Consider the following 15,180-nt stretch of genomic DNA (forward strand, 5'->3'; position numbering starts at 1 on the left):
TCTCGAACAGCTTCCCGGGAACTCTCACGGAGAACCCGGCGACCACGCCGGAGTCGCGAACGGACCAGCCACACGCTGTCACGAGTATTGACCCTCCACGAAGGCATACTGTAGACAATATTCTGTCGACTTGACACCCTCGCTCGGTCCTCTCACCGAACGGAGAGCCCCGTGAAAGTCGCAGTTGTCGGCGCCGGAGCCATCGGCGCCTATGTCGGGGCCGCGCTCCACCGCGCAGGCGCCGAGGTCCATCTCATCGCCCGGGGCCCGCATCTGGCGGCCATGCGCCGCGACGGCGTGCGCGTGCTGAGCCCGCGCGGTGACTTCACCGCACGACCCGCCGCCACCGACGACCCGTCCGACGTCGGGCCCGTCGACTACGTGTTCCTCGGCCTCAAGGCCAACTCGTACGCCCTGTCGGGACCACTGGTCCATCCGCTGATGCACCAGGACACCGCGGTGATAGCCGCCCAGAACGGCATCCCCTGGTGGTACTTCCACGGCCTGGCAGGCCCGTACACCGGCCGCCGGCTCGACAGTGTCGACCCTGCGGGCTCGGTGAGCGCCGCCCTCCCGCCCGAACGCGCCATCGGATGCGTGGTCTACGCCGCCACCGAGATCGAGGCACCGGGCGTCGTACGCCACCTCGAAGGCACCCGGTTCTCCATCGGCGAGCCGGACCGGTCGGTGTCCCGACGCTGTCTGGACTTCAGCGAGGCCATGGTCGCGGGCGGACTCAAGTGCCCCGTGGAGTCCGATCTCCGCAACGACATCTGGATCAAACTGCTCGGCAACATCTCCTTCAACCCGATCAGCGCGCTGGCCCGCGCCACCATGGGCCAGATCTGCCGCCATCCGGACACCCGCGCACTCGTCGAGTCGATGATGCGCGAAACCCTCCAAGTGGCGGCGGCCGTCGGCTGCCGTCCCGAGATCTCCGTGGAGCGGCGCATCGCCGGCGCGGAGCGCGTCGGCGATCACAAGACATCCACCCTCCAGGACCTGGAGAAGGGCAAACCCCTCGAACTCGACGTGCTGCTCGCGGCCGTCGTCGAGCTGGCCGAGCTGGCCGGAACGCCCGTACCGACGCTGCGCGCCGTGCACGCGCTCGCCGATCTCCTCGCCACCACGTCCTCGGCACCGGCAGGGAGCGCACCATGAACACCGAACGCACCGGCGGCAGGAACCGTAAGGGCCGGCAGCCCAAGACGTACGAACGCCTCACCCATCCCCTCGTCCGCGCGGAGGACGGCGTGCTGCGCCGGGCCGGCTGGGACGAGGCACTGACGCGGGCCGCTGCCGGATTCCGGCAGACCCGCGAGACGTACGGCCCCGACGCCTTCGCGATGCTGTCCTGCGCCCGGGCCACCAACGAGATGAACTACGTGGCCCAGAAGTTCACCCGCGTCGTGATGGGCACCAACAACGTCGACTCCTGCAACCGCACCTGCCACGCCCCCAGCGTCGCCGGACTCTCGGCCGCCTTCGGCTCCGGCGGCGGCACCTCCTCGTACGAGGAGGTGGAGCACACCGACATGATCGTGATGTGGGGCTCCAACGCCCGTTTCGCGCACCCGATCTTCTTCCAGCACGTGCTGAAGGGCATCCACAACGGGGCCCGCATGCACGCCGTCGACCCCCGCCGCACCTCGACCGCCGAATGGGCGGAGAGCTGGCTCGGCCTCGATGTCGGCACCGACATCCCGCTCGCCCACGCCATCGGCCGCGAGATCATCCACGCGGGACTGGCCAACCGGGCCTTCGTGGACCGCGCGACCAGCGGGTACGAGGAGTACGCGGCGCTCGTCGAACCCTGGACCCTGACCGCCGCCGAGAAGGTGACCGGAGTCCCGGCCGAAGCGATCCGGGACCTCGCCCACGCCTACGCCACAGCCGAACGCGCCCAGCTCTGCTGGACCCTGGGCATCACCGAGCACCACAACGGCACCGACAACGTCCGGGCGCTGATCAACCTCTGCCTGCTCACCGGCCATGTCGGACGGTACGGCTCCGGGGTCCAGCCCCTGCGCGGGCAGAACAACGTGCAGGGCGGCGGCGACATGGGAGCCATCCCCAACAAACTGCCCGGCTTCCAGGACATCCTCGACCCGCCCGTCCGGCAGAAGTTCGAACGGTCCTGGGACACCGTCATCCAGCCGCGCTACGGCAAGACCCTGACCGAGATGTTCGAGGCGATGGATACCGGCGAACTGCGCGCGGTGTACTGCATCGGGGAGAACCCCGCACAGTCGGAGGCGGACAGCGACCAGGCGGTGCGCCGGCTGGAGGCCCTGGACCATCTGGTGGTGCAGGACATCTTCCTGACCAGGACCGCCCAACTGGCCGACGTCGTCCTGCCCGCCACCGCCGCCTGGGCCGAGACCGACGGCACGACGACCAGCAGCGAACGGCGCGTCCAGCGGGTCCGGGCCGCGCTCGTACCGCCGGGCGAGGCCCGCGAGGACATCGACATCATCTGTGCCATGGCCGGACGGCTGGGCCACGACTGGAAGTTCGAGGACGCCGAGACCGTCTGGAACGAACTGCGCTCCCTCTCCCCCGACCACTTCGGGATGACGTACGAGCGGCTCGCGGAGCACCAGGGGCTGCAGTGGCCCTGCCCCGACACGGAGAAGCTGCCCTCCAGCTTCCTGCACGCCCGGCTCTGGGAGACCGATCCGGCGCGGCGCGGTCCGGCAGCGGCGTTCGGCCTGGTGCAGCACGACCCGCCGGTCGACCTCACGGACGAGTCCTACCCGCTGCGACTCACGACCGGGCGGCGCCTGGACTCGTACAACACCGGCGTCCAGAGCGGGAGTTACGCGTCTCCGCTGCGCCGGGGCGAGTACATCGAGCTCTGCCCGGAGGACGCGGAGTCCTACGGTGTCGCCGTGGGCGAGGAGGTGCGGGTGGCGTCCCGGCGGGGCAGTGTCACTGCGCCCGTCTGGATCGACCCGGGGCTGCGGCCGGGGCTGGCCTTCATGACGATGCACTTCCCGGACGAGGTCGACACCAACCAGCTGACCATCGAGGCGAACTGCCCGATCGCCGGCACCGCCGAGTTCAAGGCCTCCGCCGTACGGATAGAGAAGCTGGTGCCCGCATGGACCTGAGGTACACCGACGCCGCCCCCTCCGACGCCGAACGGGAAGCGGTGGACACCCTGTTGGGACCTCCACCGTCCGGCTGGGAGGGTGCCGCCGAGCGCACGGACGAGGATCTGCGCTGGGCGAAGGGCGGCGCCGCGGCGGCCAAGGACCGCCGCGACCAGCTGCTGCCCGCGCTGCACGCGGTGAACGACCGGGTGGGCTGGATCAGCGAGGGCGCACTGGACTACATCTGCCGACGGCTGACCGTGCCCCCCGCGGAGGCGTACGGCGTCGCGACCTTCTACGCGATGTTCTCGGTGCGGCCCCGCCCGGCGAAGGTGCTGCACGTCTGCACGGACCTCGCTTGCGCGGCTCGTGGCTCGGCGGCCGTGTGCGCGGACCTCACCGAACGCCTGGGCGCGCCGGGCACCCCGGCGGAGGGCGCGGTCTGGCAGGAGAGCCCCTGCCTGGGCCTGTGCGAAAGGGCCCCGGCGGCGCTCCTGCTGCAGGCGGGGGCGAATCCAGACCTCCGGAACTTCAGGCAAATCCAGCCCCTTGGGGGTCCCCCCGGACGGAGTCCGGGGGAGTTCGAGGAGCGGGGGTCCGGGGGCGGAGCCCCCGAAGAGCCCACCGCAGGCGCCCCCCGCCGCTCCGCCGTGCTCGCCCCAGCCACCGCGCCCGCCCTCGTCGCAGCCACCCGCGCTCCCGAGTCGGCCCCCGCCGAGCCCCCGGCCGGCGCGGCCGTCCCCCAGGCCGGCGCCCCCACCCTCGTGCTGCTCAGGCGCATCGGCACCGTGGATCCCGCCTCGCTCGACGACTACCGCTCCACCGGCGGCTACACCGCGCTGCGCCGCGCCTTCGCGCTCGGCCCCGCCGGGGTCATCCGCGAGGTGCTGGACGCTGGGCTCGTCGGCCGGGGCGGCGCCGCCTTCCCCACCGGACGCAAGTGGCAGGCCACCGCCCAGCAGGCCGACGGCCCGCACTACCTGGTGTGCAACGCCGACGAGAGCGAACCCGGCACCTTCAAGGACCGGGTGCTGATGGAGGGTGATCCGTACGCCCTGATCGAGGCGATGACGATCGCCGGGTATGCCATCGGCGCCCACCAGGGCTACATCTACCTGCGCGGCGAGTACCCCCGGGTGTACGAACGGCTCAGCCACGCGTTGACGAGCGCCCGCACCCGCGGACTGCTCGGCCCCGACGTCCTCGGGCAGGGGTACGCGTTCGACATCGAGATCCGGCGCGGCGCGGGTGCGTACATCTGCGGCGAGGAGACCGCGATCTTCAACTCGATCGAGGGGCAGCGCGGCGAACCGCGCTCCAAACCGCCCTTCCCGGTGGAGAAGGGTCTCTTCGGCAAGCCGACCGCGGTCAACAACGTCGAGACGCTGGTGAACGTGCTGCCGATCCTGGAGCACGGCGCCGCCGCGTACGCCGCGACCGGCACGGAGACGTCCACCGGCACCAAGCTGTTCTGCGTCTCCGGGCAGGTGGCCCGCCCGGGCGTCTACGAACTGCCCTTCGGCGCGAACCTGCGTGAGCTGCTGGCCCTCGCGGGCCCGCCCGAGGACATGCGGGCGGTACTCCTCGGCGGTGCGGCGGGCGGTTTCGTCCGCCCCGACGAGCTGGACATCCCGCTCACCTTCGAGGGCACCCGGGCTGCCGGGACGACGCTGGGTTCGGGCGTGGTCCTGGTCCTGGACGGCTCGGTGGAGCTCCCCCGTGTGCTGCTGCGCATCGCGGAGTTCTTCCGGGACGAGTCGTGCGGCCAGTGCGTGCCCTGCCGGGTGGGCACGGTCCGCCAGGAGGAGGCGCTGCACCGGATCGTGGACCGTACGGGCGCCGGCGCCGCCGAGGACATCGCGCTCATGAGAGAGGTGGGGCAGGCCATGCGGGACGCCTCGATCTGCGGTCTCGGCCAGACCGCGTGGAACGCCGTGGAGTCCGCCATCGACCGTCTGGGGGTCTACAAGTGACCGCTGTGCCGCTTCAGCCGCCGCGCCGGCTCGTCTCGTTCACGCTGGACGGCGAGGAGACCCGGGTCCCGGAGGGCTCGACGCTCCTGGACGCCTGCCGGACGGCGGGCAAGGACATCCCGACCCTGTGCCAGGGGGACACGCTCACCCCGAAGAACGCCTGCCGGGTGTGCGTGGTCGAGGTGGAGGGTGCCCGCACGCTCGCCCCGGCCTGCTCCCGCCGCGCCGAGCCGGGCATGACGGTCCGCACCGACACCGAGCGGGCCCGGCACAGCAGGAAGGTGGTCCTGGAGCTGCTGGCCTCGTCGACGGACCTGTCGACGACCCCACGGGCCGAGGAGTGGATCAAGGAGTACGAGGCGAAGCCGGACCGCTTCGGCGCGGAAGCCGCCCGGATGAATGAACAGCCGAAGATCGACAACGAGCTGTACGTCCGCGACTACGACAAGTGCATCCTCTGCTACAAGTGCGTCGACGCCTGCGGTGAGCAGTGGCAGAACACGTTCGCCATCGCCGTCTCGGGGCGCGGTTTCGACGCCCGCATCTCCACCGAGCACGACGCCGCGCTCCCCGACTCGGCCTGTGTCTTCTGCGGGAACTGCATCGAGGTGTGCCCGACCGGCGCGCTCTCGTTCAGCACGGAGTTCGGCATGCGGGCGGCGGGGACGTGGGACGAGCCCGCGCAGACGCAGACCACGACCATCTGTGCCTACTGCGGCGTGGGCTGCAACGTGACCCTCCACGTGCAGGACAACGAGATCGTCAAGGTCACCTCGCCGCACGACAACCCCGTGACCCATGGCAACCTCTGTATCAAGGGCCGTTTCGGCTTCCAACACGTACAGAATCGGGATTGACGGCTATGGGACGGGTCACCGAGCGTCGCCGCACCATCCGCATCCGGGACGGGGCGGTCACGACCCGCCCCGACACCCTCGTCGCCGAGGAGCCCCTGGAGATCAGGCTGAACGGCAAGCCGCTCGCCATCACGATGCGTACCCCGGGCGACGACTTCGCCCTGGCGGCGGGCTTCCTGGTGAGCGAGGGCGTGATCGGTGAGGGCTCCGAGGTGCAGTCCATCGTGTACTGCGCCGGGGCGACCGCCGACGGTGTGAACACGTACAACGTGGTGGACGTGAAGCTCGCGCCCGGCGTCGTGGTCCCCGACATCACGCTGGAGCGCAACGTCTACACCACCTCGTCCTGCGGGCTGTGCGGCAAGGCGAGCCTCGACGCGGTCCGCACCACGACCCGCCATCCCGTCGCGGATACTCCCCCGGTCCGGGTGACGCCCGCGCTGCTCTCGGCCCTCCCCGACCGGCTGCGCGAGGCGCAGCGGGTGTTCGACCGGACCGGGGGCCTGCACGCGGCGGCGCTGTTCTCGCCGGAGGGAGAGCTGCTGGACATCCGGGAGGACGTCGGCCGCCACAACGCGGTCGACAAGCTCGTGGGCCGCGCCCTCACGGACGACCGCCTGCCGCTCTCGCAGGCGATCCTGCTGGTGTCGGGGCGGGCCTCCTTCGAGCTGGCGCAGAAGGCGGTGATGGCGGGGATCCCGATGCTGGCGGCGGTCTCGGCGCCGTCGTCGCTGGCCGTGGATCTGGCGGCCGAGAGCGGACTGACCCTCGTCGGCTTCCTGCGGGGGCAGTCCATGAACGTGTACGCGGGAGACCACCGCATCGCCCTTGATGCGACGGTGGCCCAGGGCTGATCCGGCCCGCCCGCTGCACGGGGCAGGGGTCCGGCCGGCGGGGAGCGCCCCCTGCGCCGGCCGGGCCCTCTCGTGGGCGACGCGTGTCAGGCGCCCACGGCGCCGTCCTTGACGGCGGACACGAACGACGACCAGCCGTGTGCCGCGAAGGTGAGCGCGGGGCCGTGAGGGTTCTTGCTGTCACGCACGGGAATCACGGCGGTGAAGCCGCCCGCAACCTCAAGGCACTGGCCGCCGTCCTGGTTGCTGTAGCTGCTCTTCTGCCAGACGGCAGCGGTCAGATCGAGGGATCGCACGATACGTCCTCCAGGATGCGCAGAATGAACTTCCGCGAGTCGGGTGGTGACAGAGCTAGGTCGCGCACCGAATCGTACGCACGTTGCAGCCGTTCAACCGACGCAGTTTCCTCGACGAGTTCGCCCCTGTACCCGTTCTCGGCGTAGGCAACGGTACGTCCATCGGGCAGGCGGAGAAACATCACGTCAGCGTTGGTGAGGCCGTGCAACCCTGCACTGAACGGTGCCACCTGCACAGTGGCGTCGTCCCGCTCTCCCACCTCTCGCAGATACTCCAACTGCTGCCGCCACTGCTGCGGATCGCGCAACGGCGTCCTCAGCACGGCCTCCGACAGAATGGTCCGGAACTGCGGTGGTTCTTCACCGGCAAGCAGTTCCCGTCGCCCCATCCGTGCCTCGACCTGCTGGTCCAAGGCGTCCCCCTTGAGACCACCCGCTGAGAGAAGCTCTCGCGCATAGCCTGAGGTCTGCAACAACCCCGGCAGCACGCTCACCGCGAAGTGCCACAGGCTGGTCGCCTCCGCCTCAAGGGCCATGTAGCGCCGGTACCGCTCCTTGAACTGCGTCTGATCACTGATCGCCAGTTCCCACAGCGCCAGCAGCAGACCCGGCGTCCCGTAGTGCTGGTCCAGGGCCTCCACGACCTCAGGCCCGCCGACCGTCTCGCCCTTCTCCATCTTCCCGAACAACGACCAGTCCCAGCCCAGCCGTTCGCCGAGCTGCCGCAGACTGTCGCCGCGCTCGGCGCGCAGGCGCCGTAGCTCCTCCGCAAACCGTGCGCGTGGTTCCCTGCTGCGGCCTGTGACCGCTCGCCTCGTCGGCATCGTGTCCTCCGTGGAACGTGTGGAACGTGCGGGGCCCGCCGGAGAGGCACACCCCGCCCTCGGTGTGTCACAGCCCTGACCTGGGCCATTCTCGTAACGATCCCCTCACGCAACGTAATTCCTGGCGTGTGGCCGGACAGAGGAATCCGCGAAAGAACACCCGAAGGAAGACACCCATGACGCAGCCGCAGAAGCCGCCCCTCCCCCGCAGGACACGCCAGGTGGTGCACACGCCAACGGCCAGGATCCAGGAGGCAGTCGATGCGCGCGACGCCCTCGCCGCCGCGCTGAGCGGCGCCGGTATCCAACTGCCCGCGATGGATGTCCGTACCCCGTGGCCGGACACCGAGGACGACGGCAGCACACGGCAGACCCGCCACGCCCTCGTCCACCTCGGCGTCTGCTCCGCCCCCGTCGCGCACGCCCTGGCCGCGGTGATCAGGAACGGAGCGACCCGGTGACCGATGCCGGTGTCCCGCGCGTCGGGACAGCCGTGCACGACGGTGGCAGCGGTCGGGTGGGCCTGGTGATGGGCCACGTAGGGCCGTACCTCCAGCTCCGCCCGCTCGGCGGTGGCCGCGAGTGGGACGCGGACCCGGACCGCCTACGGCCGCTAGGCCCGGCCGAGTTGCTGAGCGCCCGGGTCGCCGAGGCCAACGCCCGCAGCCGCACCGGCCTCGGTCTCGGCGACATACGGGGCTCCCCGCACGCCGAGCGGTCCGAGGGCGACGCCCGATGACAGCACAGCGAAGCCCTTTGGGGACGCCTTCACCAACTGCTTGCGTCGGGGGCGCACCCCAACCGGCTATGTAGCCGACTGCGGTCGGCAGGCAAGGCCCGAATCTGCTCCGGTGGACTGCACGGCCGCGACCTCCGGACAGCCGTCAACCGCCCAGAACCCACCGGGCCACCGCGATCGTGCTGAGGATCAGCGGCGGCGTCAGCCACCAGGGACCCATGGCACGGCGCACAGTGGGAGGGACGACGGTGACAAGCACCCCGAGCGCGCTGACTGCGATGGCGAGAAAGCACATCAACGCGATCGCGCCGTACGCGTCCTGGTCCCAGTTCCCGGAGGGGCGGGTGATCAGGGCTGTGTAACAGCAGAAGGCAGCAATCGCGTAGAGGATCGTCAGCGGCACTGCCATGACCCGTCGAAGGCAGCCACTGTCGTCTCCGGGCATGGGTGTGGTTTCGAGCTGGTCGGACATCAGCGAAGTGCTTCCCTGGCGTTCTCGAGGTCGTTGTTGAATCCCCGGCCGTACGCCTGGGCCTGGTCCCCTTCCCAGTAGGGACCGCCGTTGTACCGCGCGGCAAGTTCTTGGTACTGGGCGGATGTCATGTCCGCCGCTGACACATTGGCGAACTCACTCTCCGCCTTGAGTTGCGCCAGGTATTCGGACGCGATGAAAATATTCTGCCCGGGGTCCTGGAGGGACTCTTCCACGACGGCGCGCTGGTGTTCGGTCAGGTTGTCCGGATCATAGCCGAGCACCTCAGCACCACGTCGGACCTGGATCGCGATGGGACCGAAGGAGGTCTCATCGGGGCTGCCCCCGAGACGGTCCGGCAAATTCTCCGGCGAGATGGGGCTCAGCCCCCAGGGTGCGTCGGCCTGCTCACGGATCGTATCGACCACGTCGTCCGCGTACCCCGGCTGGCCTGCGACCTCCTGCCACGCGATGCCCGCGAGCATGTCCGGAGGCAGTCCGGAGTTCTTCGCCGCAGCCTGAATGATCTCCTTGTTCGCCGCGATCCACTCCTTCTTCTCCTGGTCCGAGGTTGGAGGAAGCCAGTAACCGTCCTTCGCCTGAGGCAGGTTGGCGACCTGCGTTCTGATGTCACGAAGCGTCGGCGAGATCGGAGCGCTGCCAACCTCTGCCGTGTAGCCCTGTTTCGGTCCACTGCCGGGCAGCTGGGTCAGAGGGTTGCTGCGGGCCTCGTGGGCCTCGCGCTGCATGGCGGCAATGGCTGAGACAATGTCTACGCGCGGGACATTCCGCAATCGAAATTCAGGCAGCAGGTCGTAAGCCTGCTTCATTTCGTGTACGCATATATTCCGCGCTTCCTTCTCCGTTTTCCTGGCGAGGTGAAAATTGCCCCCAGCGGCATCATGTAACCGGTTCGCCTCATTCTTGATGTCGTCGACATCCATGGCCAGCTCAGCGAAGAAGTCGAGCACACCCGTTGTGCCACGCATGTCCTCCCACTGGCGCATCGGCTCCGCGTCCTGTGCCTCACGCGTGATCGCGGTTCCCTTCGTGGCGATCAGTGCAGCCAGGGCCTGCTCATCGGCCTTGCCGTTGGAGTAGTGGCTCAGTGCGTCTTCTTCTCAGCCCGCTCGGCGGGCTCGTCAGCCTCCGCCAGCATGTTGCGTATGCGCAGGAATTCATCGGCGTTCCGCTCCACAAGGGCCGGGTTGCAACCCTCCAGGAACTCGACGTCACTGCGGTGGCTCAGCTGGCTCACTTCGCCTCCGGCGCTACGTAGCTGCCGTCGCGCAGGATCGTTTCCAGGAACTGCTGAGCACTGCCATCGTCCACGGTCACGAAATCCGTCCCGGTGCTCTTGAGCTTCATGGCAAGAGCCGCGAAGAGCGCAACCGCGTCCTGGTACTGATCGTCAGCGAACCTGCCGAAGCGTTCTACCTGCGCGGCCACGTCCCCATGCGCCCTCGGTTCCCGTGCCATGGTGCACAGGTCGCCGTCCGGCCGCCCCTCGTGCAGAAAGCCCGCTATCTCGATCAGCAGGTTGGCGTTTCCATTTATGGACGCACTGTTGTAGTCGAGCGTGCCACCGGCGGGCGCACCTCCGGGGCCGCCGCCTCGGTCGGCCGGTAGCTGGTTGAGCTGCATACCGGCAGCCCGGCGGGCCAGCGCCTCGGACTTCAGACTTGCCCATTCCTCATCGAACGACACACATCCCCCCGCAGTTGTCAGCACGTCACAGCGCAGCACATAATCCTATGGGGTGATCGCAGGCATACGGCACCGGTATTGGACTGAATCGGAGCCATTACCAATGAGCCCGCTCGTCCACCTCGGCGTCTGCTCCGCTCCCGTGGCGCATGCCCTCGCTACGGTGATCAGGACCGGAGCGGCAGGTGCCCGATGACGGTGCCCTCCGCGTCGGGGCGGCCGTGCACGACAACGAAAGCGGCCGGGTGGGCCTGGTGACGGGCCACGAAGGTCCCTACCTCCAGCTCCACCCGCTCGGCGGGGGCGGGGGCCGGGAGTGGGACGCGGACCCGGCCCGCCTCCGGCCACTCGCCCCCGCCGAGCTGCTGAGCGCCCGCGTCGCCGAGGCCAATGCCCGCAGCCGCACCGGCCTCGGACTCGGCGACATGCGGGGCTCCCCGCACACCGGCCGGGCCGGGTACGACACTTGATGACGGCGCAGCGAGGCCCATGCCACGCCGCAGGACAGGAGGGGCGACAGCGGCGAGCAGTCCGAGCCAGGTGGGAGAAGCCGGTACGCCGGAGCGGTGCCTTGTACGGTGTGGGGACGGGCGGCCCCGCCGGCTCAAGAGAATGCTTCGGCTTCGTGTCGTCCACGACGTGTCGGGTTAGTGGACTGCCGCGTCTGGGGAGTAGCGGATCATGACGAGTACCGATCATGTCGCGAACGATCACAACAAGCCCCCAGGGACGGCACCAGGCTCGTCCGCGCGTCAGCTGGCCGCTGCCTCCATCGGCAACGCGGTCGAATGGTACGACTGGTACGCGTACTCGTTCCTCGCCGTCTACATCGCCGACCAGGTCTTTCCTGAAAGCGCGAGTAACTCCCTGGTCCCTCTGCTTTCCACCTTCGCCGTCTTCGCTGTCGGCTTCTTCATGCGGCCCATCGGCGGCCTGCTCATGGGAGCCGTCGCCGACCGCCATGGCCGACGCACTGCCCTCACCGCGACTATTCTCCTGATGGGCGCTGGCAGTCTTCTCGTTGCCCTGACTCCCACTTACCACTCCGTCGGCGTCCTCGCTCCCATCGTTCTCGTCGTCGCACGGCTGGTCCAGGGGCTGTCGGTGGGCGGCGAGTTCGCCGCCTCGACGACCTTTCTCGTCGAGTCGGCCGGTCCTGGCAGGCGCGGACTCTTCTCCAGCTTCCAGTACATTTCCACCACCATCGGCCAGCTCATGGCATCCGGCGTCGCCGCTCTTCTCGTGCTTCTCCTCACCAACGACCGGATGAACGACTGGGGCTGGCGCGTTCCCTTCCTGATCGGCGCGCTCTTCAGCCTCGTCGGCCTCTGGATCCGCCGAGGAGCCCACGAGACCCGCCCCGCGGAACAGCGGAGCGGCGCCCGCCCCGGTCTCTTCGAGGCCCTGCGACGCCACCCCCGCGAGTCCTTCCTGATCTGTGGCATCACCGCGGGCGGCACCATCGCCTACTACACGTGGACGACTTACCTGCCCACCTACGCCCAGGTGAACGCGGACTTCGACAAGGGGGACGCGCTGGTCGTCAGCACCATCTCCCTCGCCTTCTTCGCGCTGCTCCAGCCCCTGGGCGGCATGCTGTCCGACCGGATCGGCCGTAAGCCGCTCCTGCTCTTCTTCGCGATCGGCTTCGCGGCGCTCGTCGTTCCCCTGCTCAATTCGGTCACCGACACTTTCGTCTCCCTGCTCCTGGTGCAGTGCGCGGGCATGGTCCTGCTCACCGGCTACACCTCTGTGGCGGCGGCCGTGAACGCCGAGATCTTTCCCGCACGCGTGCGGGCCGCGGGGATCGGCTTTCCCTACTCGCTGACGGTGGCCCTGTTCGGCGGTACAGCTCCCTATGTCGGCACCTGGTTCAAGGAAGCCGGTCACGCCGGAGGATTTCCCTGGTACGTGGCAGGACTGTGCCTCGTATCCGCTTGCTTCTACCTGGTCCTGCCCGAGACCGCGAAGCGACCGCTGAAGGGCTGACAGGGCACGATCCGTAGAACTTCCCCGACATGCGGCGGCGCGGCTCCACGCGATCGTGCACGGCCCTGGCGGTGGTTCAGGCGGTCGAAGCGATCGCCCGGGTGACGGTCGTGATCGCCGGGGCGGGGTGGCCGGGGAGCCGTGCCACGAGCACCCTGCGGATCTCGGGGGGTGCGCCGTCGACCCGCAGCAGGCTCACCCCGGGCGGCAGCACCGGTGAGAGCCCGGACGGTACCGTCGTCACGCCGAAGCCGCCGGCGACCAGCTGGAGCTTCGTCAGCCAGTCGCGCGCGGAGTGGATGATGCGCGGCCGTCCGGGCAGGCCTGGCCAGACGCCGAGCAGCGACTCCGAGCTCGATGACGGGGTGGCGATCCACGCGGCGTCGACCAACTCGTCGACGTGCACCGTGGTGCGTCCGGCGAACTCTCCGGTCGAGGGCGCCGCCACGACCAGTTCGGTGTCCGCGACGGTCTCGACGTGGAGGCGCGGCGAGTCGCCGTCGAAGGGCCGGTGGGGCGGTCGGGACGTCAGTACGGCGAGGTCGAGCGAGCCCGCGCGCAGCGCCCGGATCAGGGTGGGCGTGGTGCCCTCGCGGGTGGTGACAGTGATCTGCGGGCCGGCCGCCGCGAGGTGTGCGAGTGCGGCGGGCAGGATCGCCGCGCCCGCGCTCGGGACCACCCCGAGTCGCACCGGTTCGGTCCGCGGAACGGTGCCGGTGAGCTCACGCTCGGCCGCTGAGAGCGAGGCCAGGACCGTGTGGGCGTGCCGCAGCAGGATCAAGCCGGAAGGGGTGAGACGTACCCCGTCCGGGCGGCGCTCGAACAGGGTGGTGTCGGCGCTGCGTTCGAGGGCTGCGGCCTGGCGTGAGACGGCCGACTGCGTGTAGCCGAGTCGGGCAGCCGCTGCGGTGAAGCTGCCTGACTCAGCGATCTGCTTCAGGACCCGAAGTCCCGCACTGGAGATGTCCATGCGACATACGCATACCACGGATGCCAGACCATCGCTTCCCACATGCTCACCCAGCTCCTAGCGTCGATCCCACAAGCACGGACGAACACGGAGGTCATCACATGCGAGCAGCAGTTCTGACGCGGTTCGGCGCCCCGCTCACGGTGCGGGAGGTGCCCGATCCCGAGGCCGGGGGCGGTGAGGTGGTGGTCGAGGTCCTCGCCGCCGGCGTGGCGCCGTACGCGGCCGAGGTCTTCGGTGGCAGACGGAACTACCCCCTTGTTCCTCCTGTCGTGCCGGGTGTCGGCGGTGTGGGACGGATCGTCCACGTCGGCCCGGACGCCACCCGGCTGCGCGTCGGCGACCTGGTGTGGTGCGACTCGACGGTGCGCTCGCGGGACGACGCCCTGACGCCCGACATCACGCTCCAGGGCTGGAGCTCGCGCGGTGAGGGCGGCGCGCGGCTCGCCCGGTATCTGCACGACGGTTCGTTCGCCGAGCTCATGCGGATCCCGACGGAGAACGTCTTCCTGCTGCCCGTCGCGGCAGCGGACGATCCGGCCCGCTGGGCCGCACTCACCGTGCACGCCATCTCCTACGGCGGGCTGCTGGCAGGTGGGCTCGCAGCCGGCGAGACGCTGCTCGTCAGCGGGGCCACCGGCAACCTCGGCAGCAGCACGGTCGCGGTCGCACTCGCGATGGGAGCGGGCCGCGTGGTCGCCCCGGGCCGCAACCAGAGCGCGCTCGACCTCCTCGCCGACCGGTTCGGTCCGCGTCTGCGCCCGGTCCCGCTGACCGGAGACGAGGCCACCGACCGCGCGGCGATGTCCGCGGCGGCCGACGGTCCGATCGACATGGTGATCGACTTGCTCCCGCCGAGCGCACCCAGCTCGGCGTCGCGCGCGGCGGCCATGACCGTGCGCGAGTACGGCCGCGTCGTCCTCATGGGCGGCGTCGGCATGCTCGGCGGCGACGACCTCTCACTCCCGTACCCATGGATCATGCGCAACTCGATCACTGTGCGCGGGCAGTGGATGTACCCGCGCACGGCCAATGTCGGCATCATCCGGCTCCTCGCATCGGGTGCTGTGGATCTCGGCCCCGAACGAGTCCGGTCGTTCCGCCTGGATGCCGTCAACGACGCCATCGCGTACGCCGCCGCGCACGGTGGCCCGTTCGACCGCACCAGCCTCACCCCATCGGCCGGCTCACGGCAGCACTGCGAGACTCGCGTGCACGCCGAGGAGCGCGCCCAGCCGAAGCCCGGAGCGGGGTGACCTGGTGTCAGATTCCGGCCACCATGCCTCGAGGGAAGTCCAGAGGCTCACTCCGAGATCCAAACGCATCAATCGCGCCGAGTAAGGAAGCGACGGGGCACGATAAGTGCCCGAAGGGCGGGACCCGCTGCCCCGCCCTTCGTGACGT

Annotated in this window: 17 protein-coding genes; 10 read left to right on the forward strand and 7 right to left on the reverse strand. The window is 69.7% G+C overall.

The features are described from left to right. Positions 1–171 precede the first annotated feature (171 nt). Genes ACFYQ5_RS09945 through fdhD form a run of 5 tightly spaced genes read left to right on the forward strand, consistent with a single transcriptional unit; the run spans position 172 to position 6,779 of the window. The gene (locus ACFYQ5_RS09945; RefSeq protein WP_389195728.1) at positions 172–1,161 is read left to right on the forward strand and encodes a 2-dehydropantoate 2-reductase; all 990 of its coding nucleotides are present in this window, start codon (positions 172–174) and stop codon (positions 1,159–1,161) included. Beyond that, positions 1,158–3,113, forward strand: coding sequence for a molybdopterin oxidoreductase family protein (locus ACFYQ5_RS09950; RefSeq protein ID WP_389195731.1), 1,956 nt, complete (start codon positions 1,158–1,160; stop codon positions 3,111–3,113). The genes ACFYQ5_RS09945 and ACFYQ5_RS09950 overlap by 4 nt, the downstream gene beginning before the upstream one ends. Then, positions 3,104–5,068 (forward strand): NAD(P)H-dependent oxidoreductase subunit E, encoded by a 1,965-nt coding sequence (locus tag ACFYQ5_RS09955; RefSeq protein WP_389195734.1) that lies wholly within the window; start codon positions 3,104–3,106, stop codon positions 5,066–5,068. The genes ACFYQ5_RS09950 and ACFYQ5_RS09955 overlap by 10 nt, the downstream gene beginning before the upstream one ends. Further along, positions 5,065–5,925, forward strand: coding sequence for a 2Fe-2S iron-sulfur cluster-binding protein (locus ACFYQ5_RS09960; protein WP_389195737.1), 861 nt, complete (start codon positions 5,065–5,067; stop codon positions 5,923–5,925). Before ACFYQ5_RS09955 ends, ACFYQ5_RS09960 begins: the two co-directional genes overlap by 4 nt. Positions 5,926–5,930: 5 nt before the next feature. Then, positions 5,931–6,779, forward strand: coding sequence for a formate dehydrogenase accessory sulfurtransferase FdhD (fdhD, locus tag ACFYQ5_RS09965; protein ID WP_389195740.1), 849 nt, complete (start codon positions 5,931–5,933; stop codon positions 6,777–6,779). 86 nt (positions 6,780–6,865) lie between these two features. Here the strand turns inward: fdhD and ACFYQ5_RS09970 are convergent, their stop codons facing one another. Then, complete coding sequence (locus tag ACFYQ5_RS09970; protein WP_389195743.1) at positions 6,866–7,075, reverse strand: DUF397 domain-containing protein; 210 nt, start codon at positions 7,073–7,075, stop codon at positions 6,866–6,868. Next, positions 7,057–7,899: a helix-turn-helix domain-containing protein gene (locus tag ACFYQ5_RS09975; protein ID WP_389195746.1), complete on the reverse strand. Its 843-nt coding sequence runs from the start codon at positions 7,897–7,899 to the stop codon at positions 7,057–7,059. Before ACFYQ5_RS09975 ends, ACFYQ5_RS09970 begins: the two co-directional genes overlap by 19 nt. A gap of 176 nt (positions 7,900–8,075) precedes the next feature. Between ACFYQ5_RS09975 and ACFYQ5_RS09980 the strand changes: the two genes are divergently transcribed. Then, positions 8,076–8,360, forward strand: a complete 285-nt coding sequence (locus ACFYQ5_RS09980; protein ID WP_389195749.1) for a hypothetical protein — start codon at positions 8,076–8,078, stop codon at positions 8,358–8,360. Beyond that, complete coding sequence (locus tag ACFYQ5_RS09985) at positions 8,357–8,638, forward strand: hypothetical protein (RefSeq protein WP_389195752.1); 282 nt, start codon at positions 8,357–8,359, stop codon at positions 8,636–8,638. The genes ACFYQ5_RS09980 and ACFYQ5_RS09985 overlap by 4 nt, the downstream gene beginning before the upstream one ends. A gap of 145 nt (positions 8,639–8,783) precedes the next feature. Here the strand turns inward: ACFYQ5_RS09985 and ACFYQ5_RS09990 are convergent, their stop codons facing one another. The 4 genes from ACFYQ5_RS09990 to ACFYQ5_RS10005 all read right to left on the reverse strand — a co-directional run bounded on the left by ACFYQ5_RS09990 (position 8,784) and on the right by ACFYQ5_RS10005 (position 10,817). Next, a complete protein-coding gene (locus ACFYQ5_RS09990) occupies positions 8,784–9,110 on the reverse strand; it encodes a hypothetical protein (protein WP_389195755.1) in 327 nt (108 codons plus the stop codon). Continuing rightward, a complete protein-coding gene (locus ACFYQ5_RS09995) occupies positions 9,110–10,117 on the reverse strand; it encodes a hypothetical protein (RefSeq protein WP_389195758.1) in 1,008 nt (335 codons plus the stop codon). Before ACFYQ5_RS09995 ends, ACFYQ5_RS09990 begins: the two co-directional genes overlap by 1 nt. A 98-nt stretch (positions 10,118–10,215) precedes the next feature. Then, positions 10,216–10,368: a hypothetical protein gene (locus ACFYQ5_RS10000; RefSeq protein WP_389195760.1), complete on the reverse strand. Its 153-nt coding sequence runs from the start codon at positions 10,366–10,368 to the stop codon at positions 10,216–10,218. Next, positions 10,365–10,817 (reverse strand): hypothetical protein, encoded by a 453-nt coding sequence (locus ACFYQ5_RS10005; protein ID WP_389195763.1) that lies wholly within the window; start codon positions 10,815–10,817, stop codon positions 10,365–10,367. Before ACFYQ5_RS10005 ends, ACFYQ5_RS10000 begins: the two co-directional genes overlap by 4 nt. Before the next feature lie 185 nt (positions 10,818–11,002). Here ACFYQ5_RS10005 and ACFYQ5_RS10010 point away from each other — a divergent pair, with 185 nt between their 5' ends. Next, complete coding sequence (locus tag ACFYQ5_RS10010; protein WP_389195766.1) at positions 11,003–11,287, forward strand: hypothetical protein; 285 nt, start codon at positions 11,003–11,005, stop codon at positions 11,285–11,287. Between the two features lie 211 nt (positions 11,288–11,498). Next, complete coding sequence (locus tag ACFYQ5_RS10015; RefSeq protein ID WP_389195769.1) at positions 11,499–12,806, forward strand: MFS transporter; 1,308 nt, start codon at positions 11,499–11,501, stop codon at positions 12,804–12,806. Between the two features lie 76 nt (positions 12,807–12,882). On the opposite strand, the gene ACFYQ5_RS10020 is transcribed toward ACFYQ5_RS10015, so the two are convergent. Further along, a complete protein-coding gene (locus tag ACFYQ5_RS10020; protein ID WP_389195772.1) occupies positions 12,883–13,776 on the reverse strand; it encodes a LysR family transcriptional regulator in 894 nt (297 codons plus the stop codon). Between the two features lie 101 nt (positions 13,777–13,877). On the opposite strand from ACFYQ5_RS10020, the gene ACFYQ5_RS10025 reads away from it, so the two are divergent. Continuing rightward, positions 13,878–15,032 (forward strand): alcohol dehydrogenase catalytic domain-containing protein, encoded by a 1,155-nt coding sequence (locus ACFYQ5_RS10025; protein WP_389195775.1) that lies wholly within the window; start codon positions 13,878–13,880, stop codon positions 15,030–15,032. Positions 15,033–15,180 lie beyond the last annotated feature (148 nt).

Origin of the sequence: Streptomyces sp. NPDC005794 (genome assembly GCF_042871445.1) — a bacterium.
Taxonomy (GTDB): domain Bacteria; phylum Actinomycetota; class Actinomycetes; order Streptomycetales; family Streptomycetaceae; genus Streptomyces.